Source organism: Nonomuraea sp. NPDC005983 (assembly GCF_040614375.1).
Classification (GTDB): domain Bacteria; phylum Actinomycetota; class Actinomycetes; order Streptosporangiales; family Streptosporangiaceae; genus Nonomuraea.
This window is the reverse complement of the sequence record NZ_JBEXUP010000005.1, coordinates 65,455-90,663: the sequence shown is the minus strand read 5'-3', so window position 1 is coordinate 90,663 and position 25,209 is coordinate 65,455. Positions and strand designations below refer to the sequence as shown.

Sequence of the window (25,209 nt, the reverse complement as noted above, 5' to 3'; positions counted from 1 at the left end):
GCGTAGGCAGTCTGCCAGCTCTCGGTTTGCAGCGCTGCGATAGGTTCGGCGTCATCCGTTGTGCCTGTCCTGAAGTGCATGGACTTAGAGGGTGCCATAGCCACGAATGGGCCTGACGGCGAGGTCGATGTTGGCACGAACGCCCCGCACCGTGATCGGTTGCGGGGCATTTAACGAGGTGGAGCCTAGGAGATTCGAACTCCTGACATCCTGCCTGCATATCGGGCCGATCACCAGGGGAAACACCCGCGACCTGAGCGAGAGGCAGTCCGCGAGTGACCATGACTGCCCCCTGCTGACCGCCCTTAATGGCCCGCTAATGGCCCGGCGACCACGTCCATGATCGGCGGAGTGTCATGTGCGGCTTAAGTCGCGGGGCAGAACACCGATTTGAGGGCGTTGGTGATGCGTCGGTCCGTGGTCATGCGCTCGTCATTGTCCATGGCCAGTGTCATGGACACGGCGAACTGTAGGCGGCCGTCGGAGGATGTGTAGGTCGAGGCGAAGAAGCCGGGGGCGCTGCCCCCGCCTCCTGGGGCGAACTCGGGGTTGCCGGCGCACGGGCCGCCTGAGGGCTGCGGCGGCCGGCCAGGCGGCGGGTCGGTGAGCAGTTTGTTCAGGGACTCCGGCAGGAGCCTGCCCTGACGAAGGGCGCGCTTGAAGGCGCCGACGTCGTGCGCGGTGGAGACCACGCCGCCGGCGCCGAGCATGGTGGTGGCGTTGATCTTGTCGACATCGCGCAGCGTGCCCGTCTCGTCCGGGGCGTAGCCGTGCCCGTGCGGGCCCTTGATGCCCTCGGTCGCCTTTGCGGGCAGGTAGGTATCGCGCATTCCGAGCGGGGCGAAGAGGCTCCGGTTGAGTTCGGCCTCCAGTGACCTTCCGGACAGTTTCTCGATGATCATGCCGAGCAGGATGTAGTCGGTGTTGGAGTGGTTGAAGGTCCCGATCTCCACCGGCCGAGGGTTCTTGCGCGAGGCCGCCAGCAGGTCGGTCGGGCGGTAGTTACGGGTGGGGTCCATGGTGTCCGCGCCGATGTACTCGGGGATGCCCGAGGTCATCTGGATCAGGTTGAGCACCGTGATCTCGTCGGCCCGCTCCACCAGGTCCTTCTCCGCCACCTCCGGCAGGACCGCGCTGAGTTTGTCGTCCAGGCTCAGCTTGCCCTCCTTGACCAGTTGCAGCACCACGGCGGCGGTCATGCCCTTGGTCTGCGAGCCGATCCGGTAGCGGGCGTTCGACGGGATCGCGCCGCCCTTGCCATAGAGCAGGCGGGACCCGGCCGCCCCCTTCCCGACCCGCTTGCCGTCCACGTACACCTCGCCGATGGCGCCCACCACGTGGCCCGTCTTCACCAAGTCTTCCATCGCCTTCTGCACGTCCCCGACCTTGACGGCGCCGGCAGATACCGAGGCGGCGGCGGGCCCTGCTGCGCTCAAGACCAGCGCCGCGCACGCCAGCGACGCGACGCCAGTCAATGTCGCTCGACGTAAAGTCATGAAGTCTCCCTCTGCGAAGTCCGAATGCTCAGCTGTCGAGCCACAAGTTCTAGTGAGGGCAGTGCTAGATCGGCATAAGCCCCTAAGGTGCGGTCCAGCGCGCCGGTGCGTGGTGCTTCTCCGCGCGAACGGCGGGGGTGGCTGACAGTTCCGCACTTTCCAACCGGGTCTACCGGGCGACTGCGGTTGATGGGCTCAACGCTTCCGCCAACGTTCGTGATCGACCACGGCGATTGTCACGCAGTCTGTCACTCAGCCGACCTCGTGGCAGGCGACGGATTCCAGTGTCATCACACCAGGGACACAGCCATGTACTGCCGAAGTGTTCCTGCAGGACCGTCCGAGCAGGACCGGCGAGCCCTCGCCGAGCTGATCAACCAGTTCGCGCAGGAGGAAACTGACCCCGAACAGCATCTGACGGCCTGGAAAACGCCCGAAATCCTAGGTCTCCTGGCCTGAGGGCACCCCGGCTCAAAGCATCCACGAAGAAGATCAACAGCTAGTGCAGAGAATTCGCCGGGGCGCAGTCAGGTGCCCTCACCCAACTGTTCGGCCAGCCGCTCCAGGCCGCCCCTGATGAGCTGCCCATACTCGTCGTCGCCAAGCGCGCCGATCTCGGCCCGCGCCTGCTGGAGATGCTCACGGGCGCGGCCGAAATCGCCCAGCTTGCGATAGCACTCACTCACGTTCAGGTGTAACGACGGATACAGGCCAGCCACTGAAAGGGGCACCCCAGCTTGGGCCACCCGCTCATCGGTGACCAGATCGGCGGCGGCAAGCGCTCGCAGATCCCACATCAGCTCCTGGTGCACGTCGTCCTGCACGTCGGCCATCGAGTGGGCAAGGACGCAAACATGCAACGGGTCGCCTTGCTCACCGCCGATGTCGTCCCAGATCTGCGCGAACAAGTCGCGAGCAGCGTCACGCTGGCCTTGGTGGTGATGCAACTCCACTCCCTGGCCGATCCGGGTCATCGTTGGGTCGGTGGTCATGAGCAGCTCCTTCACAAGCCCTTCCGACAAGAACAACTAGATCCTGATGTAGAGAACATCAGGATGCGTGAGTTAGGGCTTCTGCCGCAGCCGGTCCAGCGGCAGATCCTTGCGCAGCCGCCGCGAGCAGATCACCGCCAGCACCTTGGCCACGTCGGCGGCCGAAGCCGGGCGCGGCAGGCTCTTGGGCACCTTGACGGTGTCGATCCGGTCCATCGGATTGGCGTCCAGGAGGTCGTGGCGGACGGCCCACTTGGCGAAGGAGGCGACGGCGGCGCGTTTGCCGATCTTAGGGCAGGAGTGCGGCGGCCTTGACCTGGTGGAGGTGGACAACCAGGTCGAAGGATCGGCCCAGGGAGGCCTGGACAGCCTGGTCGGGTGACCAGAAGCCGCCGCCGATCAGGCGGGTGGGGCGGGCCTTGGCTAGCCACTCCCGAGCGGCCGCCGGCGCGGTGCGGGTGTCGAGGATGAAGTCGCGGTAGCGGACCTGGTCCAGGACGTACTCGTTGTAGTCCGCGCCCGCCGCGCTGACGGTGCCCTTGCACGCCGAGGGACGTTCGGCGGGCTTGGATCCCTTCGGGCAGGTGCCGTCGGTGAGGAAGTTGTAGCCGCCCCGGTCGAAGCTGGTACCGACGGTGACGAACCGGTCGCCGAGCCGCTTGTGCAGCTTCCCGCCCATCGGGCTGGGGACGAACGCGGTGTCGATCGGGGTGTAGCTGAGGTGCGCGTTCAGTCCCGACACCTGGATCTTGTTGCCGGTGGTCCGGTTCCACCAGGTCACGTTGTCGGCCAGTACGGCGTCCCGGTAATCCTGCGCCTGCCGCCGTCCCTCCGCCGTACCCTGATCGAAGGCGAAGTCGGTGAAGGTCTGTGACAGGGCGCGGGCGTGCTGCACCACCCACCGGTCGGCGCCCTGCTTCTGGAGCAGCTTCAGCGCCCGGGTGGCCCGCCGCGCGTTGTCCTGCCGCTTGTCCAGCGGTACGGCCAACGCCTGCGCCATGTACTCGCCCGCGTTCTTCGTGGTGGGGCGCAACCCGTCATATAGCTTGGTGGCCTCGGGTAGCAGGTCGGCGTGGTGCTGCTTGACGTAGGCCAGCACCTTGTCGAACAGGATGTCGCCGGGGTAGAGCAGGTCGGCGCCCATGAACTGGACCTTGTCGGCGTGGCCGGTGTTGTAGGCGCGCATCCACTGGACCAGGTCGAGGAACTCGCGGTTGTCGAACAGGTCGTAGGGGCCCTTGACCTCGTCGTGGAAGATCGCGCGGGGGTCGCCCTTGCCGTCCAGGACGTAGTCGTTGAGCCGCACGCCGGTGCTCCAGCTCAGCTCGCGGGCGAAGGTGGTGAAGCCTTTCTCGGTCACCAGGTAGCGAAACACCCGCTGGTTGAGGGTGTAGAACTCGGCGGTGCTGTGCGTGGCCTCCCCAACGCCGACCACCTGGGCGTTGCCGATCATGGCGCCGAAGGCGTCCAGGTCGTGCGCATGGGTACCAGACGAGGTGGAGGCCAGCGGCTTGGCCACCGTGTTGAGCGCAGCCACGACGTCCGCGTCACCGGTGTCAGCGAACGCCGGGGTGGCGGTCCCCGCGATGGTCGCGGCGGCAAGGCTGAGGGCAAGAATCTTGGTCTTCATGGCATCTTCCGAAGAATGAGGGGCTTGCTTGGGCACGTCTGAGACTTCCGGGGTGCGCTGACAGTCCGACGACGGTGTGCTGACAGCGGGCCGGGGCGCTGTCGGCTCAGATCCGCGGGCCGAGGAAACAACCGCCGGAGGCGTCGATGACCTGCCCGGTCACCCAGCGGCCTGCCTCGGAGGTCAGGAAGGCGACCACGTCGGCGATGTCGTCGGGCTGCCCGACCCGCGGGATGGCGTTGCCGGTGCCGACCATCTGCTGGACCTCGGGGTTGCCGAGCATCCACGGGTTCATGTCGGTCACCGTCGGCCCGGGCGCCACGGCGTTGACGGTGATGCCACGCGCCCCGACAGTCTGGGCCAGCGAACGGCTGAGCACCTCGATGCCGACCTTGCTCATCGCGTACGGCGCCTCGGGCATCGCGATCCGGGTCGCCGCAGTGGTCACGTTGACGATCCGACCGCCGTCGTTGAGCAGCGGCAGCGCCCGCTGGATGATGAACAGCGGCGCCTTGGTGTTGATCGCGATCAGGCGGTCGAAGGCTTCGGGGGTGATGGCGTCGATCGGGCCCCCGGTGTTGATGGCGGCGTTGTTGACCAGAATGTCCAGCCGTACCCGGCCGGTCCACGCGGCAAGGCCCGCCTCCAGTCCGGCGAACAGGGCATCCACGTCCCCGGGCACGCCCAGCTCGGCCCGCACGGGGAAGGCCCGGCCGCCGTCCTTCTCGATCAGCTGCACGGTCTCCAGGGCCGCGTTCTCGTTGTTGCCGTAATGCACGGCTACCAGCGCGCCCGCGGCCGCCAGCCGCTGCGCGATGGCCCGGCCGATCCCGCGCGAGGCCCCGGTCACCAGCGCTGTCTTACCCGTCACGTGCGTCATGTCGTTACTCCAGAATCATCTGATTTCGTCCGGCGACTAGGATCCAGCCAGGGAACCACCCGAAACAACGACAAAATGTGCAATGCAGAATTAACCCCCAAGGCAACGTGAGGGAGGCTCGTGGAGCTTCGCGACATCGAGATCTTCCTGACCCTGGCCGAAGAGCTCCACTTCGCCCGCACCGCCGAACGGCTGCGCGTCACCCCGGCCCGGATCACCAAGGCGATCCAGAAGCAGGAACGCCAGATCGGCGCCCCGCTCTTCGAGCGGACTCCGCGGGCGGTACGGCTGACGCCGCTCGGTCGGCAGCTCCGCGACGATCTCTGGCCGGTGTACACCGGCCTCCAGGACGGTATGCGCCGGGCCAAGCTGGCAGCCCAGGGCATCACGGGCATGCTGCGGGTGGGCATGATCCCGCACAATGCCCACGACCTGCGGCGCTACTGGGACACGTTCTGCAGCCGCCACCCCCAGTGGAAGCTGCAGATCCGGATCGCTCCCTTCGTTGACCCGTTCGCCGGGTTGCGTCGCGGCGACATCGACGTCCTGGTCGCGTGGCTACCCGTCGAGGAACCCGATCTGACCACGGGGCCGGTCCTGTTCACCGACCCGCGCCTGCTGGGCGTGGCCGCCGATCACGAACTCACCCGGCACGCCACCGGCTCGCTGGAGATGCTCGCCGATTTCCTGCACCATGACGCTCCGGCCAGGCCCGACTACTGGGCAGACGGCTTCATCCCATCTCACACTCCTGCGGGCCATCGGATCGAGCGCGGCCCCTTGGCGAGAAGTACCGAGGAGATCCTTTCCCTGGTCACCACCGGAGAGACTGTCAGCCTCTTTGCCCACCACATGACCCGTTACTACATCCGACCCGACATCGCCTACCTGCCTGTCCGGGATATCGATCCTCTGAAGTTCGCGCTGGTGTGGTCGGCCGAGGCGGAGAACGACATGATCCGCGCCCTCGCCCAGACCGTCCGCGACCTCGGCTCCCTCGACCTGCTCAGCCTCTGAAGGGCCAGCAGCCTCGTACCCCATACACGCCGCCGCAGCTGCGAGGGCGTTGTCGCAGGTGAGGCGGCTCTGTCGCACTCATGTCTGAGTGACCAACTGAGTGACAACCCGCTAAGTTGATCACGGACCTGCACAGACGTTAGCGGACGGTTAGGCGCAGGTCAGGGGAGTCGTCACCATGATCGGAACACGTGTTTGCTGCCTGAAAAGCGGAAGGTCAGCAGTTCGACCCTGCCCCTGACCACCAGCAGCACGGGATGAACGTGCAAGTACTGGCTGACCCCATGGGGCGGCTGGTGTGGGCCTCGCCCGCGCTGCCGGGCGCCGTGCACGCTGTGAGCCCCGCTCCGACGGCCGGCCTGATCGGCGCCCTACCCGCCGCTAGCGTGAAGACCTTTGCGGACAAGGGCTATCAAGGCGCGGGCGGCACGATCCGCACGCCGTTCAAGCGGCATCGCCATCGTCCCTTGTTGTCGCGCGGGCAGCGGGACGGCCGCGAAGGTCCAGAGTCCCGCCCAGAGCCATCCGAAACCGATCACCAGCCAAGTGAACAGCCAGATCGTGTGGAAGATCGGTATGAATAGGTAGTACGTGACTGTCAGGAACAACCAGCCGAGAAGTGCCATCAGAACCGGCAACCTCCACCAAGGAGGCGCCTTTGTCATGGACAGTGCCATGACGTGAAGTTTGACGGCTCGACAGACGTCCGTACCACACTATGATCGATAGTTTCACGCTATTTGCACCGTATCTCTACATTTAGCGCCGGCTTCCGCGCCCCTTGCGCAGAGGAGTATGTGCAGGCCGAGCAGAAGGCGCGTACGAAAGGAGACGATGACGCTGGTTAATGGCCCGTTAATAGCCCGGAACGCCCCGCACCAAGATCGGTTGCGGGGTGTTTCAAGAGATGGAGCCTAGGAGATTCGAACTCCTGACATCCTGCTTGCAAATCGGCCTGATCTTGAAGGATGTGGCCGTCGACGTGCGCGAACAGGCTCCCGCGAGTGACCGTGATTGACCGCTGTTCACAGCCCTTAATGGCACGCTAATGGCACGGCGATCACGCCTCAATACGCCTCCTCCTACGGCCCTGTGCCCGACACTGCCCAGCGGGCGGATGCTGAGGAGCAAAGCCATGGACCGTCGATCGCCCAGGCCACGTACAAGCGATCGTGAGGGGCGTATCAGTGCGGTGCATACCACTCACCAAACCGTATTAGCAGGTCAGGAAGGACCGTCCCATGTTGTCCATGGGGCCCTGCCAGCTCCGGCCACGCACCGCCACCCGGGAAGACGACCACCCCGGGTTTCTTGGAGACGCGTCCCGGTGCCAGCAACTACTATGCGCGGCATGTCGTCACTGTCCCGCCATGAGGTCCCGGTTGTTCGTCCTGCTGCCTGGCGTGTGCAGCAGACTTGGACCAGTCTGCTGTCGAAGGGCGTGACGTCATGCCCACCGTTAGGCACCACCGACGGTCACACCAATTGGGTGGCGGCGGTGACGACCGCGGTCTTCGACGGCCGTGCCGTAGCGGTCACCGGAGGCGGCGACGACACCGTACGGGTCTGGGATCTGTCAACAGGCGAGCGGGTCGGTGCCTCATGGGCTGGTCACACGAACGCAGTGCGGGCGCTGGCTATGTCAGTTCTGGACGGTCGCCCTGTTGTGGTCAGCGGTGGTGACGACGACACCGTACGGGTGTGGGAACTCGCGTCCGGTAGGCCGGTGGGTGAGCCGTTCCACCTTCAGGCTGACAGTGTGGAGGCCCTCGCGATCGCGGAACGCCATGGCCGCCGGGTGGTGGTCGCCGGTTGCTACGACACGACGGTACGGGTATGGGATCTGGAAACGCGCCAGGAGGTGATGGCACCGATCCGCGGTCACACCGGCCCGGTGTACGCGGTGGCGACCGCGGTGCTGGACGGTCGCTGGGTAGCTGTCACGGGCGGCGACCGAACGGTCCGGGTATGGGACCTGGATACCGGTGATCCGGTGGGTAGCCCGTTCACTGGCCACAGTGGACACGTGGGCGCGGTTGCGGTCGCGGAGCTGGCTGCCGGCCATCTGGTGGTCGTCTCTGGTGGCTACCAGACGACCACACGCGTGTCGGACCTAGCCACCGGACTTCCCGTCGGTGACCTCCCCCGATCTGCGGACCTAGAGGCCGTGACGACCACGGTTGTGCACGGCCGACTGGTGGCGATCACCTGCAACTCCAACGAGCCGACCATCCAGGTGTGGGACCTGGAAACGGCCGAGCTGGTCGGTGAGCTGTTCCCTCAGCATCCCCGCACGGTGCATGCGGTGGCGACGGCAGTGGTGGATGGCCGGCAGGTGGTGGTGTCGAGTTGCGACGGCGGGTCGGTCCGGGTGTCCGATCTGGTCGTCGGCGAACCAGCCGACAAACCAGTTCGCCACGACGCCGCGATCACGGCGGTGGCCACCACTTCAGTGGCTGGCCGACCGGTGGCGGTCACGGGCAGCGATGACGAAACCGTACGAGTATGGGATCTGGACACCGGCGATCAGGTGTGCCCGCCACTCACGGACAACACCGGCGCCGTCACTGCTGTGGCCGCGACCCAAGTGGACGGTCGCGCGGTGGCGATCACCGGAGGCAAGGACGGCAATGTCCGACTCTGGGACCTCACACTGGGGAAAGCGGCCGGAGCACCGTTGACCACCCACCGCCGCCCGATAACCGCCGTCGCGGCCGACAACACGGGCGACCCACCCCGGGCCATCACCGCCAGCGACGACAAGACCATCCGGGTATGGGATCTCCGCACCGGCGAAGAGACCGGCAACCCCCGCAAGAGCGACCATCGATGGGTACACGACCTCGCCACCACCACGCTCGACGACCAGCCCGTCGCCCTACTCGGACGGTGGGGCGGCGGCTTCCGGGTCCGTGACCTCACCATCAACCGCGACACCGGACTCCAGACCACCGGAAGCAACGGCAAACCGGTACGCCTCGTGGCCGCCACCATCGTGGACGGACGACCCATCGCCATCACCACGAACGATGACTGGCGCGACCCACCGATGAAGGTATGGGACGTCGCCACCGCTCAGCAGATCGGCCAACTTTCCACGGGAACCGTGGACGCGCTCGCCGCCACCACGGTCGACGGCCACCCCATCGCAGTTGCCGCCAGCCACAGAACGGTAGCGGCATGGAGCCTCACCACCTTCGACAAGATCAGCCCTGACATCGAATTCCCCGGCTTAGTCAATGCCGTCGCTGCCACCCCACAAGGCCACGTCATCGTCTGCTTCGACCGTCACATAGCCGTACTCACCGCAACCCGATCGAGCTGACCATGGCATGGTTCGACAGGACTGTAGAGAACCGGCAGCCACCATCCTGAGAAGGTAAAGATCAACCACAGCTCCCATCGGGGATGGGATCATGTCTGCCACACGGGGAACCGCGGCCTTGGCCGTCACGCGCGGATCGCTCGATCTCCTCGCGATCCACGGATGAGCGTCAGCGGGAGATGGCCGAGAAGCTCGACCAGTGGGCCGCTCGGCGCTGAAGAAGCGATCGGGCATGTAACGAGCACGGCCCTAAAGAACAAGCCCTAGAAAGATCAAGAGCCCAGGCGTCTGACCTGGGCTTTTGTGTGTGGAGCCTAGGAGATTCGAACTCCTGACATCCTGCTTGCAAAACGGCCTGATCTTCAGGCGTTACGGCCTCGACCAGCGCTTAGGACGGTCCGTAAGTGACCGCTGCTGACCGCCCTTAATGGCACGACGACCACGCTTGCCGGTAGACCGCTAAACATGGCCAGCGGGCACGCTGGTGCTCGGACAGACACCCATGAAGGGGCGAGCGAGAGGCCCACGTACAGTACCTCCATGAAGGATCTTGGTCGTCAGATCGCGTACTGGGACACTGTCGGCGCTGAGAAGACGTTCACCCACCCCGTGAATCTCGACTGGCTGGCGACCGTGAGTCGGCAGGCTCGAATCCTGGACTACGGCTGCGGGTACGGCCGTGTCATGGCTGAGTTGAGTGAGCATGGCTTCTCCGACGTATCCGGAGTGGACCTGTCTCTCGCTCTGATCGCACGAGGCCGCCAGTTGCACCCTGACCTGCGCCTCGCAGTGCTGGACTCCCCGCCCAGCCTCCCATACCCGCCAACGAGCTTCGATGTCGTGGTGTTGTTTGCGGTGCTGACCTGCATTCCCGACGACGACGCACAGCGGGCACTCATCGCCGAAGTAGTCCGTGTCCTGACACCCGGCGGGCTCCTCTATGTCAGTGACATGGTGCTGCAGGACGACGAGCGAAACCGGAGCCGCTACGCCACCCATGTTCAGCAGTTCAAAACGCCGTACGGGGTGTTCGCCACCGACGACGGCGCGGTGGTGCGACACCATGACATAACCGAACTGCACGCCCTCCTGCCTGACTTCGATCTCACGGAAGAGCGTCAGATCTCCGTGGTCACGATGAACGGTCACCCATCGCGAGCAGTGCAACTGCTGGCCCGTAAACGGTGATCCGGTGAGCCGTGCTGAGGAACGAAGCACGGATCGTCGATCGCCCCTAGCAATCTACGGCGACTGGGACGACAAGCGCCAGCGCTGGATCGCCACCGCAAGTCTCGGCTACGGACCCGACGGCAAGCGCATCGTGAAGCGGGGCAGCGGCAAGACGAAGACCGAAGCCAAGAACAAACTGAAGGAGATCCTGCTGGACTACGAGGACGGTTTTGCCATCGCCCCCGCCGGCTACACCGTGACCGACGCCGTCACGTACTGGCTTCAGCACGGGGTCATAGGGCGCGACGACAAGACTGTGGAGCTCTGCGGTGATCTGATTAGGGATCTTCCGGCCGGGCCGTCTGGAGGTAGGCGAGGACCGCCAGGACGCGCCGGTTGCCATCCTGCGCTTGGAGACCCAGCTTGGCGAAGATGTTGCCGATGTGCTTGACCACCGCACCCTCGGTGACGTGCAGGCCCGCGGCGATGTGGGCGTTGCTCTCCCCGGTCGCCATCCGGCCCAGGACCTCGTGTTCGCGCTCGCTGAGCGTGTCGAGCGCGTGCGGGCGCCCGGAGGACATGAGGTGCCCGATGACCTTGGGGTCGATGACGATGCCGCCGCCTGCGATGACGTCGAGGGACTGCATGAAGTCGGCGACCCTGCCGACGCGATCCTTGAGGAGATAGCCGGCGCCGCCGCCGCGAGGCCCGTTCGCGGGCTCGGCGATCAATTTGGCCGCGTAGGCGTCACCGAGATACTGCGACAGCACCAGGATGCCGATGTCCGGATGCTCGGCGCGGATCGCCAGTGCGGCCCGCAGTCCGTCGTCGACGTTGCGCGGCGGCATCCGTACATCGGTGATCACGACGTCGGGGCGGTGGACGGCGACGGCCTCCAGCAGTTCGTCGGCGTCCTCCGCCGCGTGCACGACCTGGTGGCCGAAGCGTTGCAGCAGTGCTACCAGGCCTTCCCGCATCAGGGCCGCGTCTTCGGCGATCACTACACGCATGACGCCATTGTGCGTCATATTGATCAGTACGGGCGCGGGATATCGGCGATGATCCTGGTCGGCCCGCCCGGTGGGCTGTCGACGATGAGCTCGCCCGAGAGCAGGACGGCCCGCTCGTACATGCCGACCATTCCGGTGCCGTGCGCCGAATTCGCGCCACCGAGGCCATCGTCGGACACCGTCAGCCTGATCCTGTCGAGAGTCTGTGCCAGCTCGATGTGAATGCGGTCCGGCGTCGCGTGCTTGATCGCGTTGGTGACGGCCTCGCTGGCGATGTAGTACAGCGACGACTCCACCGGCAGGGAGAAGCGCCCGACGCCCTCGGCGTCGACGGTGGTTTTGATGGGTACGCGGCGTGCCAGCTCGCGCAGGGCGGCGCCGAGGCCGTCGTCGATCAGCGTGCGTGGCCGTAGCCCGTGTACGACGTCGCGCAACGTGTCCAGCGCCAGCTCGGTCTCTCTCCTGACCGCCTCCAGCGACTCCAGCGCCGAGTCCTGCTCCGGCCCTGGCGGGAACATCTCACGTACTTCCAGTTCGAGCATGCCCAGGCGCATCGCCGAAGTGGCCAGGTGCTGCTGGGTGCCGTCGTGCAGGTCGCGTTCGATCCGCTGCCGCTCGCCCTCGAACCGGTCCAGTTCGGCGATGTTGGCCCTGGCCAGGGACGCCACCTGCGTCTGTAGTTCCTCCACCCGGGGCGAGAGCAGTGCGGTGGCCAGCGCCCCCTGCACATTGGCCAGCAGCGTCACCACGTAGGGCGAAACGACCAGGATTACCATCCCCAACAGGGCCAGGAACAGGGGTTCCGTGTGGTTCCGCCCCAGCGGCGCATCCACGCCCGCCATGACGAGCACTGCCATGAGCCCCGCGAAGACCAAGACAGTGGCCACGATCAGGATGACGAAAGAGAAGAAGCCGATCAGCATGTGTGCCAGTGCGTACGCGACCTCCCGCCACAGCACCGGCTCTTGCAGACCAGGGAGACCCGGAGGGCGGCCGGCGATCGACCGGTACCCAGCCAGTCGCACCAGGCGGCGCTCAGCGTTGGCGAGCCCGTGCGCCCAGTAGGGGATGGTGCCGATGAACGCGAAGGCCAGCAAGGTCACGAGCCAAAGCGCGGCGCCGATCGCCAGATACACCAGCGACATCCAGGGCCAGCGCGTGAACGGAAACCGGATGGGGGCCCTTCGTAGCGCGGTCAGTGCCGCCGATTGGTACATGCCTGGAGACGCTACGCACTCCGGAATCTCTGGGCAGTGAGGGAACCCCATCACTTCCAGGTAGCTTTTAGCCTACTTCGGAGCGGTCGGCGCCCCCGGGTCATGGCGGCTCTTCGAATTTGATCGGGGTGAGTCCCGCCGAAGAGCCGTTATCCCCGCCCCGCGGTTCCGTGCGGGCGACGTCGCAGGGCTCGCACCGGGTGGGCGTTCCGCAGTGTCCGGAACGACTCCGAACCTTGCCGCGATAACGACTCTTGCCGGTCACGTCGGCTTTGCCAGGCCCGGCAACCGGTCCATGAAGATGATGGCTCGGCGGAGCAGCGGCACTGTGACCGAACCGGCTCCTACCATCGCTATATGCAGTGCCTCCAGCACCTGCTCCCGGTCGACGCCTTCCTGCTCGCATTGCTCCAGGTGGTAATAGACGCACTCCTCGTTCGTCACTACGTCGCTCGTGCCAGTGCTGCGACCAGGGCAAGGACGCCGCCCGTCCCAAGGCCCACAGCAACCCAAAGCGGCGTCAGCACTGCTGCGCGGTTGGCAAATGCTGTCCCTCGGACTGGACCGTTCACGACGCGTACATGACGCTGCGCGCCGCGCTGAGCAACGCGGTCCGCGAGGAGACCCTGACACGCAACGTCGCGGCCGACATCAAAATGCCCGTCCCCCGCAAGCGCAAGGTCAAGCCCTGGTCCGTCGACGAAGCCAGGACCTTCCTGGAATCGGCGCGCACCCGCGAAGACCCGATGTACCTGGCCTACGTCCTGGTGCTCGTCCTCGGACTCCGCCTCGGCGAAGCGCTCGGGCTGCGCTGGGAGGACGTCGACCTCGACCAGGCCGAGATGACGATCGGCTGGCAGATCCAGCGAGTCGCGGGCAAGCTGCTGCACCGCCGCACCAAGACCGACGCCTCCGACGCCACCCTGCCATTCCCCGAGATCGTCACGGCGGCTCTCCGTGCCCGTCAGCGGGCACGCAACGCGGCCCGCGAAGCCGCAGGCGAAGATTGGCAGGAAACGGGCCTCGTCTTCACCACCGCGAGCGGCCGGCCAGTCGAACCGTCCAACTTCCGCCGCAGCTTCGCCAACTCCTGCGACAAGGCGGGCGTCCGCAAGGTCCACGTCCACGCGACCCGAAAGACCTGCGCATCCCTGCTGGTGGCCCTTGACATCCATCCGCGCGTCGCCATGCACATCCTGCGCCACTCCCAGATCTCCGTCACCATGAACGTCTACGCCGAGGTCTCGTCAGAGGAGACGCGCAAGGCCTTGAAGAGGCTGGGCGATCGTTTGGACTCGTAGCTAGATCGCAGCAACACAAGATCGAAAAGGCCGCTTCCTGATCATAGAGAGCGGCCTTTACCTAGGATGGAGCTAGAAGATTCGAACCTCTGCTCGGGGCTGTAGCGACGGCTTGGCATTAGCTGGCTGCTGACCGACAGTAGGGCTCCTGGCCAGCAGCCACTGCCTACTTGTCGTTCCCTCTCCCCTTGCGAATGATGATGTCCCCCAACAGAGCGGCCACCGCTACGCCAGTGCCGATCGGGATGGACCAGGCCGGTTGTGCGGCGACGGCGAGGCCGACCACCGCAGCGGTTCCTGCGACGGCGGCGAGTCGCCACCAACGAAACCGGTGGCGTGAGACGGGTTCGCCATCCTCTTCGGACGTTTGTAAGCCCATAGACTGAAACCTTTCTTCGGGCAGAGGAAAAGGACGGCTTCCAGTTGCCACTGGAAGCCGTCGCCATTTCTGGCGACACTCATGCCGCCTGTACACCGATTATGGCGGTTTGGCACACGTGGCGCCCATGCAAATGCACGTGCAGGTAGAGATTTTCTCTCTACGGATGAGGATCCTCGCCCCAAAGGAAGGCTGGATTCCCGTCATTGAGGTCTTTTCAGGGCATAACATGATCGTTTTTAACGTAGAATAATGATCCAGTACTTTATGTAGCTGCACGTGCAGCTACATAAAGTCGCCACCGCAGCAGACACGACCAGCTTGGCTATGGGGAAACGGCCCAGTCCTTGAGCCGTCTTCAGGGTGGGTCTTCGCCTTGAGACGAGACCGCGGAAGACCACGGGACGCCATCGCGAAGAGGCTCAGCAGCCCGAGCAACTGGCACGCGGAACACCCGAAGAGAAGTCGAGATGGCCCCTAGGAGATCAATTTCTGGCCACTGACCTGGGCTTTTGTATAGGTGGATCCCAGGAGATTCGACTCCTGCCATCCTGCTTGCCACAGCGGGCCAATCACCAGGGCAGACAGCCCAACCTTGGCGAGAGGCAGTCCGCGAGTGACCGTGACTGCCCCATCTGCACCACCTCCGAATGCCACGCCAGTACCACGGCGATCAAGCTGCGCCCTAGCAAGCGGGCCGAGGGGTGGAACAGCTTCAGGTCCTTGCAAGGCCCTCAAGAGGCTGAACGATCGTCTGGGCTCGTAGCTGTATTTTGTGTACAAGATCGAAAAGGCCACTTCCCGATCATGGGATGTGGCCTTTGACATGGGGTGGAGCCTAGGAGATTCGAACTCCTGACATCCTGCTTGCAAACGGGAGCCAGTCACGACGTCGATGGGTCTTCTTCCTGGTCAAGCGGCAGACGGTGGCTGGCGACGCGTGCTCATGTGTGTCGGCGTTGCTGTACCAAGCTGCTGTACAGCGCCCTGCTCCAGTACGCATACCTGCGTGAACTACCAGGTCTCTGATGCCTCACATGGCGCCAGTCACTCGTATACCTCGGCGGCCAAACCCCCTACGAACGCCTCAAGCAGAAGATCCAGACCCAGGCGTAAACGATCAACGTCGGTCACACAGTAGAGCTAGGGCCGCCCGCCGACGCGGAGCGCTTCCTTCAGGAACACGCGGTAGACGCTCGGGGTGCCCTCGGTGGTGAGGACCTCCACGATGGCGCAAACGTGGCGATCCTCGACGGCCTCCCGGATGAGCGCGTCCGCCAGGTCGCGCCGGGAGGTGAACCGGCCCACCATCTGCGGCGGGCCGACGGTGTAATCGGTGACTCGGCCACCGTCGAACAGTCCTGAGGGGCGGATGACGGTCCAGTCCAGGCCGCTGCCGGCCACGATCTCCTCCATGCGCCCGCAGTCCTCGTACAGCGGGCGCCCCATCCTGAGCAGCAGCGGCACGATCACCTTGCGGTAGACGAGGGTCTCCCCGGGCGGGGGCGTCATCGGCACGCCGGTCGAGGTCACGCACACCAGGCGCCGGACGCCGTGCGCGATCATGGCCGCGACGATGTGAGTGGCGGACTGGGAGCACGTCGTGGGCGCCTCGGAGCCGTAGGGGACGCCGAGGGTCGAGATCACCGCGTCGTGCCCGGCCACCGCCCGGTTCACCGCCTCGGGATCCAGGGCGTCCGCCTTGACGACGTCCAGCGCGGGATCACTGAGGGGGAACGCCTCCGGGTGCCGGGTGACCGCGGTGACGGTGTGGCCCTTGGCGAGCGCCTGCCCGGTCGCGAGCCGCCCTGTCGGGCCGTTGGCCCCGAAGATCACGAGTTTCACGTGCCTGCCTCTCACGAACTGCTGAGTCGGATGCCGATACTTGACGCATCTAATATTCATTATAAGTCCCGTAAACTCAAGTGTTCCAGCAGAGGAACGGCGGCAGGGCCGCCACGGCCGCAAGCGCGAATCCGAGACCGGCGACGACATGGCCTTCCGTGCCGGCAGAAAGGTGCACTGCGCCGCTCCCTTCGTCGGAGGGGCGAGCGAAGGCGGCGGCCTCCTATCGCGTCCTGCCATGATCAGAAGACAGGCCAAACCGATGACGACGGTGCGGCTATGGTGCACAGCATGGGAGCACAGGTGGAGCGACGTCGCTACGACTCGATACGCCGTACGGCACAAGCGCTGGAAACGCGGGCCGAGATCGCCGACGCCGCACGCCGGCTCTTCGTCAGCCGCGGCTGGGCCGCCACCACCGTGCGGGACGTGGCGCGGGAGGCCGGAGTCTCCGTGCCGACGGTTTATGCGGTGTACGGCAACAAGGCCGGGCTGACCCAGGCGCTGGCCGACGCCGCCGACCTGTCGGCCGACCCGGCCCAGCAGCTCGCGGAACTGAAGGCCGCCAAGGGCGACCCCGAACGGCAGCTTGCCGCGATGGCCGGTTTCGACCGGCGCCTGTACGAGCGCGCCGGGGACGTCATCATGCTGCTGCGCGAGGCCGGACGGGCCGAGCCCGAGCTGGCGGCGGTCTACCACGACGGCCGCGGCAGGGCCGACCAGACCCGCCTCGCCGTGTTCTCCTCATGGCCCGCCGGCATCTTGCGCGAGGGACTGGACGTGCCGACGGCCGTCGACACCTATGCGGGCCTGTGCAACGTCGACGTCTACCGCACGCTCACTGACGAACGCGGCTGGTCGCCCGATCGAGTCGAGCAGTGGTGGGCCGAAACGCTGGCCCGGCAACTGCTGAATTGACCCCTGGCGCCCACGACTCTGCTCCTGCCGGGCGTGCCCGTTCATGTCGTTGCGGCCCGCCTTGGTCCCGCCGACCCGTCGATCACACTCCGCGTATACGCGCACGTGATCCGAGCCACTGAAGCGTCGGCGGCGGACAACTTCGCGCAGGCGATCCGCGAGTAGTGGGAGCCACCCGGGGGCCAACCTGTTAGCAAAGGTGTTAGCAAGATCTGCAGGTTGTCCTGACGAACAAAGTGGCCCGCTCCAGGTTTGCACTGGTGGTGGGCCTTTCTGCTGTGCGCGGCCGAGAGAGGACTCGAACCCCCTAACCTTCTGATCCGTAGGGAAGGGCAGACGTCCTGTCAACGCGCGGCTGTCCTGCTCAAGTGATGATCGCGGAGAGTCGGCATGCGGTCGGGTACGACGGCGTTGCTGTACGTACTGCCGTACAGCCCGCGCATCTCTGCGTCGCCGCATGTGGTCGCCGGGCCGTCAGCGCCTGTTCAGTCCCCGCAGCACCGGCAGCCCCGTGCCGGAGTCAAGTACGAGGCGGTCGCCGAGCGGTCGGGCGAGCGTGACGGTGGTCGTCGCCGTCTTGAGAATCGCCGGGCAAGGCTTGCCAGAGCTGGAGTCCTCCTCGTCCATGTCGACCACGACCAGTTGGTCGGTCTCGTAAGCGCGCGGCCCGTGAACGGTGTCGCAGGCGCCGAATCCGTAGCGAAGAAGCAGCTCGTCAGGCTTGCCGGCGACGAGGTCGAACGCCATCACCTCTTCGATGCCTCCCTGTATCCGTTCGGGACGGACGGTGACGGCCGAGGGGTCTACCGCCACGTGGACCTTCTTCTGCTCGACTCCCTCGACGGTGAACATCCAGACGGGCACCTGAATTGTGCCGCGGCTGGTCTCCAGCGGGACCTTGCCCAATCTGGCGCCGGTGACCCGGAGCGGGCGGCATCCCTTGGCCGGGCACTCCTCTTCGATGAGGTCGGCCGGTTTGCTGAAATCCTCGTACGCGCTCGCCGCCGAGATGAGCGGCACCTGCGACACCTCGCCGTCCGGCCATCGCACGTCGGCATCGCCCGGGGAGTTCGCAGGCAGCTTGGCGGCCAGCCGCCAGGCGCCGTTGTGCGAGCTTCTGTTCACCCAGGCCGGAATCCGGCCCACGTGAGCCCATCCTTGTGGGTTCAGCACTTCCAGTGCGACGAACCCTTTGCGCCAGGCGCGGTCGTCGGCCGAGCCCTGCCAACGCTCCGCCACCTCCCGGGCACGATCCTCGAACTCGTCAGACGAGGCGCCGTGGGACTCGCCGGGCGAGGCATGAGGGACCCCGCCGCAGGAGGACAGGAGCAGCACCAGGGATAGGCACGTGATCATTCTTCGCACGAGACCTCCTCCACCCCATGATCAGCCAACGCCCGACGCCTCCGCTTGGCTTTCCGGGTTCTGACGATCTTCTCCTGGGGACGCACTCGACCAGCCCCCTCGACGGTGAGCATCGGAGTCGGCAATCGTCACGGCCTCAGACAGTTCACGGCGAACCCTGGTGTGCGCACCAGGCTGATCCGTAGCCAGTTCGAAATCGTCTTTGGACGTCCGCCACTGTCACGAATGCCTGCTCAGCGGCCCCTCCTGCTTGATCGGCTTCCAGGTTCGCACACCGGCGTCCAGGCACGTTGTAAGCAACAGCGTTAGCAAGATCCCCGGGCTAGGGCCTCTTCAGACGGCCATCACCACGGTGCCACGGGTGGATATGGAGGGTTGCCCATACCGCTAGGGTGTCGTGAAACGGAGATCATCTTGTCACGATTAGCCCAACTCGCATGGGCGGCCGCCCTAGCCGCCGCAGCGTACTCAACCTGGGACGCCTGGCAAGTCGAGTACGGGTCCTCCTATGCCGTCCTCGGCTGCGTGAGGTCCTTCGACACCGGTGGCTTCGGCCTCACCAGACTGGCGTCGGCCCCTCTGGGGGACGCCTACGAGATCGCAGACCTGGCCGTCCTATGGGGCGTGCCCTCTGTCCTCGTCCTCACGGGGTTCCTGATGTCGGCCGCCACCGGGAACGGAGCGATCATCGGGCACCGGGTGGCCGGCCTGCTCGTCCTTCTCGCGATCGTCGGACCGGCCGCCCCTTCGTACATGGCTGAGGACGGCTGCTCGATGATCCCCGTACTCAGCGGCGAATGGTTCGCGACCGTAGCGAGCGCCTATGGGCCTGCGCAGTCGGCCCTCCTGCTCTCCGCGTTGCTGGTGCTGCTGACCCCTCGGACCGCGAGGGATACCTGGCCGAGCGGGTTCGCCGGGCGCCGGGCGGTGGCATCCACCCTCGATTACTTGATCTTCGTCGCCTTACTGAGTCTCTTCGAGGGAGGGCTCAGCAGCTTGGACTACGGCCTCCTGAACTGGATCAGGGGCAACGAACCGACATCGCTGCTTGGCGCCGTGCCTGCGTTCTTTTACGTCCTGACAGGACGGACGTTCGGCAAGCGGCTCATGCGCCTCCGCGTCGTCTCCTCCGACACCGGCCACTGGCCGGGTTGGCGCAGGGCCGCGGTCCGCACGCTCGTCTTCCCCGTCCTCGTCTGCATGCCGCAGTACGGGCTGATCGTGCTCCTGGTGGACATTCTGTGGTCGGTGGCCGACCCGGCCGCTCGCACCTTGCACGACCGCCTCGCTGCTACTCGGGTCGTGCGCGACCTGCTGTAGCTGCGGCAACTGCAGCGCAGCGGCTCCGGCGCTCGACAAGCCGACCTGAGCCCCGATCGTTCGCCTGGGCCGTCGCAACCTGCGCGGAGAACGATCCGCAAGTGACCTTGATTGACCGTTGCTGACCGCCCTTAATGGCACGCTAATGGCACGACGATCAACAGATGAGGTGTTGCGGATGGCGTTTACCTACGCCGATGTTGCCTGGCTCGCCGAAGACGACAGGTTGGGCGATCTGTGGTGCCTGACCTTCGTGCGTGGAGTCAGCGAGGTGGAGGCGCTTCTCCGACTGGGTGCTGACCAAGAGAGCATCCGGCCGCTCACCTATGACGAGTTGATAGACGACGGCCTCTTTCCTGAGACCGTGCTCGCGGGGCGAGCAGGCGACTGGACCGTGCTCATCGAGGAGAGCGGGTGGACGTGCACGGAAGCCGACAAGGCAAAGGTACTTTCAGCCGGGACCGTGACCGTGGCGGTGCTACGGCACGGAACCCAACCTCGCCCCCAAGACCGCCGCGAACTACGAGATGTTCGCCCGGCTCTACATCACGCCAGCGCTGGGTTCCAAGAGGCTGGACAAGCTGACCGTGCGGGACGTCCAGACCTGGGTGAACAAGATCCGCCGCTCCTGCCAGTGCTGCGACCAGGGCAAGGACGCCGCCCGGCCCAAGGCTCACAGCAACCCCAAGCGGCGTCAGCACTGCTGCGCGGTCGGCAAATGCTGCAAGTCGGAGCCTTCGGAGTGGACCGTTCACGACGCGTACATGACTCTGCGCGCCGCGCTGAGTAACGCGGTCCGCGAGGAGACCCTGACGCGCAACGTCGCAACCAACATCAAGATGCCGGCCCCCCGCAAGCGCAAGGTCAAGCCCTGGTCCGTCGAGGAGGCGAGGACCTTCCTGGAAACTGCGCGCACGCGCGAGGACCCGATGTACCCGGCCTACGTCCTGGTGCTCGTCCTCGGCCTCCGCCTTGGCGAAGCACTCGGACTGCGCTGGGAGGACGTCGACCTCAACCAGGCCGAGATGACGATCGGCTGGCAGATCCAGAGAGTCGCGGGGAAGCTGCTACACCGCCGTACCAAGACCGACGCGTCCGACGCCACCCTGCCGTTCCCCGAGATCGTCACGACCGCCCTCCGTGCCCGACGACGGTCACGCGACGCGGCCCGCGAAGCCGCAGGCGACCACTGGCAGGAGACCGGCCTCGTCTTCACGACCGCGAGCGGCCGGCCTATCGAACCGTCGAACTTCCGGCGCAGCTTCGCCAACGCTTGTGACAAGGCGGGCGTCCGCAAGGTGCACGTCCACGCCACCCGAAAAACCTGCGCGAGCCTGCTCGTCGCCCTCGACGTCCACCCGCGCGTGGCCATGCAGATCCTGCGCCACTCGCAGATCTCCGTAACCATGAACGTCTACGCCGAAGTCTCATCGGAAGAGACGCGAAAGGCCCTCAAGCAACTCGGCGATCACCTGGACTCGTAGCTGCATTTCGCAGCCATACAGAATTTAGGTGTCAGATGGTGTCGCTGTGTCCCGCGGCAGTAACGGTCTTGCGCCCCTGCATTGCCTGCAGCACCAGCCAATGCGCCAGATATCTTGACCTTCTTTCGAAGGAAGGGAAACGTGCTGGATGGGAGCCTGGGGTCCCGCGCTGTTCTCGGACGACGTCGCTTGTGACGTCCGAGACAACTATCGCGAACTCATCGAAGACGGGGCGACGGACGAGGACGCCCAACGCCTCATCCTGGAGTCCTACACCGAGGTGTTGGACGATCCCGACGACGGCCCGGTCTTCTGGCTGGCTCTTGCCGTCACCCAGTCGAAGATCGGCCGGTTGAACCCGGCGGTGCGCGACCGGGCGCTCGCGATCATCGAGCAGGGTGAAGGGCTATCGCATTGGACAGACGAGGGCGCCAAAGCCCTGGCCAATAGGCAAGCCGCACTCCACAAAGTCCAGATCCAGCTCACCGGCCCTCAGCCGGAACGAAAGCGTCTGCGCCGCCCGTGGCGTCACGTCACCGACCTGGCACCTGGAGCGGTGCTGGCATACCGAGCCCCCTCCGGGGGCGTTGTTCTCCTGCGTGTCGCGCGAATCGATGATCACCGAGTGGGCTGCGCCCCGATCATGTCGATCATGCGCTTTCTGGGCGACGCGCTTCCTTCGCTGCGAGACCTCAACCGGCTCCCTGATGCTATGGCAGGTTCCTCCCCGTTGGGCCTTCCCATCAGCGGAATGATGAACAGCACAGTCTTTCGCGTTTCGGTGCACCGAAGGAAAGACCCCGACTACCGTGACCTCGGCTTCGAGGTGCTGGAAGGGAGGATCGACTCACGCCCTGGAGATGAGCGGCTCGACGCTCGGGTATACACGCACTGGCAGGGGCTCGCAACGACCGTGAAACGGTATGCGGGCTGTGGGTGACAAGGCCCGCGAGCAGCTCGGCAATCGTCTGGACTTGTAGCTGTATTTTGCAGCTGTACAAGATCGAAAAGGCCACTTCCCGATCACGGAAAGTGGCCTTTGACGTGGAGTGGAGCCTAGGAGATTCGAACTCCTGACTTCCTGCTTGCAAAGCAGGCGCTCTGCCAACTGAGCTAAGGCCCCGGGAGGTGATCGGTAGCTGTGCGTGCTCCGGTCGTACACCGTAGCAACAGCATAGTCGCCGCCGCCACCTGGTTGATCCGTGGCAGCGGCGCGGGTCAGCGGGGTGTGGAGGCCGCGTAGGTGCCCAGGTCGTCGGTGAGGATCAGGTCGGGGAACTCGGCGATCGAGTTGAGGATGTGGGTGGCGCCGCCCTTGAGGAGGCGTTCGCGGCTGTGGGCGCCGGTCATGACGCCCGCCACCAGGGACGCTCCCGCGCGCCGCCCGCAGAGCATGTCGCTTTCGGAGTCGCCTGCGACGGCTACCTGGCGGACGTCGTCGATGCCGAGGCGGAGTACCGCGTGCAGGACCATGTCGGGCCAGGGACGGCCGCGGCCGCCTGCGTCCTCTGGGCAGATGGCCAGGTCGATGTGGTCGTCCCAGTTCAGGAAGCTCAGGATGCGGCCGAGGGTGGCGCGGCTGAAGCCGGTGATGATGGCCAGTTTCACCCCGGAGCCGTGGAGCTTGTCGAGGACTTCCTGGACTCCGGGCATGGGTACGAGACCCGCGCGGTCGAGCGCACCCTCGTACGAGCGCTCGAAGGTCAGGTTGGCCGCCTGGGCCTGCGCCTCGTTGCCGGGGAAGATGCCCCGGAACACGTCGATCTTGGGGCAGCCCCGGGACCGGTGCACGTGGACCATGGCACGCGCGTACGCACCTGTCCCGGGGACTATGCCCTGAGTCGCGATCGCCTCGGCGAAGGCGCGTTCGACCATGGCGATGTCACCGACTGTTGTGCCGGCCAGGTCCAGGCACACCAGTTTGATGGGGACGACGTCACTCATCGCCTCGCCAGGTCAGTTAGTTCTCGCTGCCGGTGGCTTCGGTCCAGAGATCGAGCTCAGCTCGGTCGGCCTGCACCTTGCGCCAGATCAGCAGCCCCCCAAGAGCGATCAGCGCCAGAACGAGCAGCTTCTTCACGGTGTGACCCCACTTCTTCGACGGCCTCACCTGCCGGGGTGAGGCCCAACGGTTGACTTGCAGCCTAGCAAGGGATGGCTGCGCTCCCTGTGTTGCGCACGAACCAGATGTACCGAATGCGCAAAGAACCAGCATAGTCGGACGGGGATAGACATACCCCCCACAGGTATGTTACTTTCTCGCTCGCGAGATACCCCCTGTAGGTATCGGCAAGGCTGAGGAGGATGTCATGGAGACGGTTGATCCGCGCAGGTGGTGGGCGCTTGTCGTGCTCGCCGCCGCGCAGTTCATGGTGATCATGGATACGTCGATCATCGGGGTGGCGCTGCCCGACATGCAGCGGGAGCTCGGGTTCTCTCAGAGCGGACTGCAGTGGGTGTTCAACGCCTACGTGGTCGCGTTCGGGGGGTTGCTGCTGCTCGGCGGTCGGCTGTCCGACCTGCTCGGAGCCAGGAAGGTGTTCACGTCCGGCTGGGTGATCCTGATCGCGGGGTCCGTCGTGGCCGCGGCGGCGGGAAGCGCCTGGGTCGAGATCGTCGGACGGGCCGTGCAGGGGGTCGGCGGAGCGCTCATCGCCCCCGCGTCGATGACGCTGCTGATGATGCTGTTCGGCGCCGATCAGAAGGAACTGGGCAAGGCCATGGCCCTGTACGGGGCCGCGGCGCCGGCCGGCGGGACGGCGGGCGTGTTCCTCGGCGGGGTGATCACCGAGTACCTGAGCTGGCCCTGGGTGTTCATCGTGTACGTGCCGATCGGGGTGGCCACGCTGGCCGCCACCGGCCTGCTGCCCGCGGTGCAGGGCAGACGGGGCTCCGTGGACGTGGTCGGGGCCGTGTCCGTGACCGCCGGCATCGCGCTGGTCGTCTACGCCATCGTGAGCGCGAACTGGATCGCGGGCGCGGGCGGGGTGGCCCTGCTGGCCCTCTTCCTGATCGTCCAGCGGACCGTCAGGGAGCCGCTGATGCCGCTGTCCATCTGGCGGACCCCGGGGCTCGCCCCGTCCAACCTGGCGATGGGCCTGCTCGGCGGCGCCTGGATCCCGATGTGGTACTTCCTGAACCTGTACCTCCAGCAGGGGCTCGGCTACGGCGCGTTCGCCAGCGGGGCGGCGCTGCTGCCGATGACCGTCGCCGTCATGATCTTCATGGTCGGCATCACGGCCAGGCTGCTGCAGAGGTTCGGGGCCAAGCCGCTCATCGTGCTCGGGCTGGCCGTGCTGGCGGCGGGCGTGGCAGGGCTGTCGTTCGCCAGGCCCGACGGGACGTTCGCCGTGGACGTGCTGCCCGCCAGTCTGGTCGCGGCGGTCGGCATGTCGCTGGCCTACATCCCGGCGATGATGTCGGCCATGTCCGGCGCCCGTCCGGAGGAGGCGGGCCTGGCCTCGGGGATCGTCAACACGACCTACCAGGTCGGCTCGGCGATCGGACTGGCGGTGATGACCGCCGTCGCCACGAGCCGCGACATCGAGAGCGCCTTCATGGGGGCGGCCGTCGTGGCCGCGCTCGGCGCGGTGCTGACGGTGGCGTTGATGCGGACGCGGCGAGCCTCCGCAGCCCAGGACGCGTCTCAGAAGGCAGCCCAGGAAGCCGCCTAGCAGGCCGCTCACGAAGCCGCCTGGAAGGCCGTTCAGGAAGCCTCCTGGCAAGAGGCCGGAGAAGGCTCTCTGGGAGACAGGGAGCAGGAACCTGTCCAGGAAAGAAGAGGCGGCCCAGGAACGGCAAGTGTGACCTGGCTCGCATAGCCCTCCGAAATACCCTAGGGGGGTACGGTGTTAGTATCG

General features: G+C 65.8%; 22 protein-coding genes, 1 tRNA gene and 3 pseudogenes. 12 read left to right on the top strand and 14 right to left on the bottom strand.

The window, feature by feature from the left end; all coding sequences use genetic code 11:
• Nucleotides 1-365: 365 nt before the first annotated feature.
• The 5 genes from ABZ297_RS04530 to ABZ297_RS04510 all read right to left on the bottom strand — a co-directional run bounded on the left by ABZ297_RS04530 (nt 366) and on the right by ABZ297_RS04510 (nt 4,998).
• Nucleotides 366-1,496, bottom strand: a complete 1,131-nt coding sequence (locus tag ABZ297_RS04530; protein WP_355339279.1) for a serine hydrolase domain-containing protein — start codon at nt 1,494-1,496, stop codon at nt 366-368.
• 527 nt (nt 1,497-2,023) lie between these two features.
• Entirely contained in the window at nt 2,024-2,488 is a 465-nt protein-coding gene (locus ABZ297_RS04525; RefSeq protein WP_355339276.1) for a hypothetical protein, read from the bottom strand.
• A gap of 72 nt (nt 2,489-2,560) precedes the next feature.
• Nucleotides 2,561-2,821: a hypothetical protein gene (locus ABZ297_RS04520; protein ID WP_355339273.1), complete on the bottom strand. Its 261-nt coding sequence runs from the start codon at nt 2,819-2,821 to the stop codon at nt 2,561-2,563.
• Nucleotides 2,778-4,118, bottom strand: coding sequence for an erythromycin esterase family protein (locus ABZ297_RS04515; RefSeq protein WP_355339270.1), 1,341 nt, complete (start codon nt 4,116-4,118; stop codon nt 2,778-2,780). Before ABZ297_RS04515 ends, ABZ297_RS04520 begins: the two co-directional genes overlap by 44 nt.
• Nucleotides 4,119-4,224: 106 nt before the next feature.
• Nucleotides 4,225-4,998: an SDR family oxidoreductase gene (locus ABZ297_RS04510; RefSeq protein WP_355339267.1), complete on the bottom strand. Its 774-nt coding sequence runs from the start codon at nt 4,996-4,998 to the stop codon at nt 4,225-4,227.
• A gap of 120 nt (nt 4,999-5,118) precedes the next feature.
• On the opposite strand from ABZ297_RS04510, the gene ABZ297_RS04505 reads away from it, so the two are divergent.
• Nucleotides 5,119-6,015 (top strand): LysR family transcriptional regulator, encoded by an 897-nt coding sequence (locus tag ABZ297_RS04505; protein WP_355339264.1) that lies wholly within the window; start codon nt 5,119-5,121, stop codon nt 6,013-6,015.
• A 242-nt stretch (nt 6,016-6,257) separates the two neighbouring features.
• Nucleotides 6,258-6,500: pseudogene (locus ABZ297_RS04500) on the top strand (transposase family protein); the annotation flags it as partial.
• Here the strand turns inward: ABZ297_RS04500 and ABZ297_RS04495 are convergent.
• Nucleotides 6,387-6,692 carry a hypothetical protein gene (locus ABZ297_RS04495; RefSeq protein WP_355339261.1) on the bottom strand — a complete coding sequence of 102 codons (306 nt, stop codon included), beginning with the start codon at nt 6,690-6,692 and terminating at the stop codon, nt 6,387-6,389. The pseudogene ABZ297_RS04500 and the gene ABZ297_RS04495 sit on opposite strands and share 114 nt — an antisense overlap.
• Before the next feature lie 674 nt (nt 6,693-7,366).
• On the opposite strand from ABZ297_RS04495, the gene ABZ297_RS04490 reads away from it, so the two are divergent.
• The gene (locus ABZ297_RS04490; protein WP_355339258.1) at nt 7,367-9,340 is read left to right on the top strand and encodes a WD40 repeat domain-containing protein; all 1,974 of its coding nucleotides are present in this window, start codon (nt 7,367-7,369) and stop codon (nt 9,338-9,340) included.
• A gap of 540 nt (nt 9,341-9,880) precedes the next feature.
• Nucleotides 9,881-10,528 carry a class I SAM-dependent methyltransferase gene (locus tag ABZ297_RS04485; protein ID WP_355339255.1) on the top strand — a complete coding sequence of 216 codons (648 nt, stop codon included), beginning with the start codon at nt 9,881-9,883 and terminating at the stop codon, nt 10,526-10,528.
• Between the two features lie 320 nt (nt 10,529-10,848).
• Here ABZ297_RS04485 and ABZ297_RS04480 read toward each other — a convergent pair whose 3' ends face one another.
• The 3 genes from ABZ297_RS04480 to ABZ297_RS04470 form a co-directional block, all read right to left on the bottom strand.
• Nucleotides 10,849-11,520, bottom strand: coding sequence for a response regulator transcription factor (locus ABZ297_RS04480; protein WP_355339252.1), 672 nt, complete (start codon nt 11,518-11,520; stop codon nt 10,849-10,851).
• 23 nt (nt 11,521-11,543) lie between these two features.
• Entirely contained in the window at nt 11,544-12,665 is a 1,122-nt protein-coding gene (locus ABZ297_RS04475) for a sensor histidine kinase (RefSeq protein WP_355339249.1), read from the bottom strand.
• A 333-nt stretch (nt 12,666-12,998) separates the two neighbouring features.
• Entirely contained in the window at nt 12,999-13,181 is a 183-nt protein-coding gene (locus tag ABZ297_RS04470; RefSeq protein WP_355339246.1) for a hypothetical protein, read from the bottom strand.
• Between the two features lie 137 nt (nt 13,182-13,318).
• Between ABZ297_RS04470 and ABZ297_RS04465 the strand changes: the two genes are divergently transcribed.
• Nucleotides 13,319-14,038, top strand: coding sequence for a site-specific integrase (locus ABZ297_RS04465; protein WP_355339243.1), 720 nt, complete (start codon nt 13,319-13,321; stop codon nt 14,036-14,038).
• A 1,522-nt stretch (nt 14,039-15,560) separates the two neighbouring features.
• Here ABZ297_RS04465 and ABZ297_RS04460 read toward each other — a convergent pair.
• On the bottom strand, nt 15,561-16,262 hold the full coding sequence (locus ABZ297_RS04460; protein WP_355339240.1) for an SDR family oxidoreductase: 702 nt from the start codon (nt 16,260-16,262) through the stop codon (nt 15,561-15,563).
• A 291-nt stretch (nt 16,263-16,553) separates the two neighbouring features.
• Here ABZ297_RS04460 and ABZ297_RS04455 point away from each other — a divergent pair, with 291 nt between their 5' ends.
• On the top strand, nt 16,554-17,180 hold the full coding sequence (locus ABZ297_RS04455) for a helix-turn-helix domain-containing protein (RefSeq protein WP_355339238.1): 627 nt from the start codon (nt 16,554-16,556) through the stop codon (nt 17,178-17,180).
• A gap of 474 nt (nt 17,181-17,654) precedes the next feature.
• On the opposite strand, the gene ABZ297_RS04450 is transcribed toward ABZ297_RS04455, so the two are convergent.
• Nucleotides 17,655-18,515 (bottom strand): hypothetical protein, encoded by an 861-nt coding sequence (locus tag ABZ297_RS04450; RefSeq protein ID WP_355339236.1) that lies wholly within the window; start codon nt 18,513-18,515, stop codon nt 17,655-17,657.
• 555 nt (nt 18,516-19,070) lie between these two features.
• On the opposite strand from ABZ297_RS04450, the gene ABZ297_RS04445 reads away from it, so the two are divergent.
• The 5 genes and pseudogenes from ABZ297_RS04445 to ABZ297_RS04425 all read left to right on the top strand — a co-directional run bounded on the left by ABZ297_RS04445 (nt 19,071) and on the right by ABZ297_RS04425 (nt 22,289).
• Nucleotides 19,071-19,865 (top strand): RDD family protein, encoded by a 795-nt coding sequence (locus ABZ297_RS04445; RefSeq protein WP_355339233.1) that lies wholly within the window; start codon nt 19,071-19,073, stop codon nt 19,863-19,865.
• A 145-nt stretch (nt 19,866-20,010) separates the two neighbouring features.
• Nucleotides 20,011-20,337 (top strand): annotated as a pseudogene (locus ABZ297_RS04440) (DUF6461 domain-containing protein); the annotation flags it as partial.
• Nucleotides 20,338-20,365: 28 nt separating this feature from the next.
• Nucleotides 20,366-20,473: pseudogene (locus ABZ297_RS04435) on the top strand (hypothetical protein); the annotation flags it as partial.
• A 156-nt stretch (nt 20,474-20,629) separates the two neighbouring features.
• A complete protein-coding gene (locus tag ABZ297_RS04430; RefSeq protein ID WP_355339230.1) occupies nt 20,630-21,349 on the top strand; it encodes a site-specific integrase in 720 nt (239 codons plus the stop codon).
• Nucleotides 21,350-21,497: 148 nt separating this feature from the next.
• Nucleotides 21,498-22,289 carry a hypothetical protein gene (locus tag ABZ297_RS04425; protein WP_355339228.1) on the top strand — a complete coding sequence of 264 codons (792 nt, stop codon included), beginning with the start codon at nt 21,498-21,500 and terminating at the stop codon, nt 22,287-22,289.
• Between the two features lie 110 nt (nt 22,290-22,399).
• On the opposite strand, the gene ABZ297_RS04420 is transcribed toward ABZ297_RS04425, so the two are convergent.
• From ABZ297_RS04420 to ABZ297_RS04410, 3 genes are all read right to left on the bottom strand, one after another.
• Nucleotides 22,400-22,472, bottom strand: a tRNA-Ala gene (locus tag ABZ297_RS04420).
• Between the two features lie 95 nt (nt 22,473-22,567).
• Entirely contained in the window at nt 22,568-23,293 is a 726-nt protein-coding gene (locus tag ABZ297_RS04415) for an HAD-IA family hydrolase (RefSeq protein WP_355339225.1), read from the bottom strand.
• Between the two features lie 16 nt (nt 23,294-23,309).
• Complete coding sequence (locus ABZ297_RS04410) at nt 23,310-23,429, bottom strand: DLW-39 family protein (protein WP_020542320.1); 120 nt, start codon at nt 23,427-23,429, stop codon at nt 23,310-23,312.
• A 229-nt stretch (nt 23,430-23,658) separates the two neighbouring features.
• Here ABZ297_RS04410 and ABZ297_RS04405 point away from each other — a divergent pair, with 229 nt between their 5' ends.
• Entirely contained in the window at nt 23,659-25,023 is a 1,365-nt protein-coding gene (locus tag ABZ297_RS04405) for an MFS transporter (RefSeq protein ID WP_355339222.1), read from the top strand.
• The last annotated feature ends 186 nt before the right edge of the window (nt 25,024-25,209 follow it).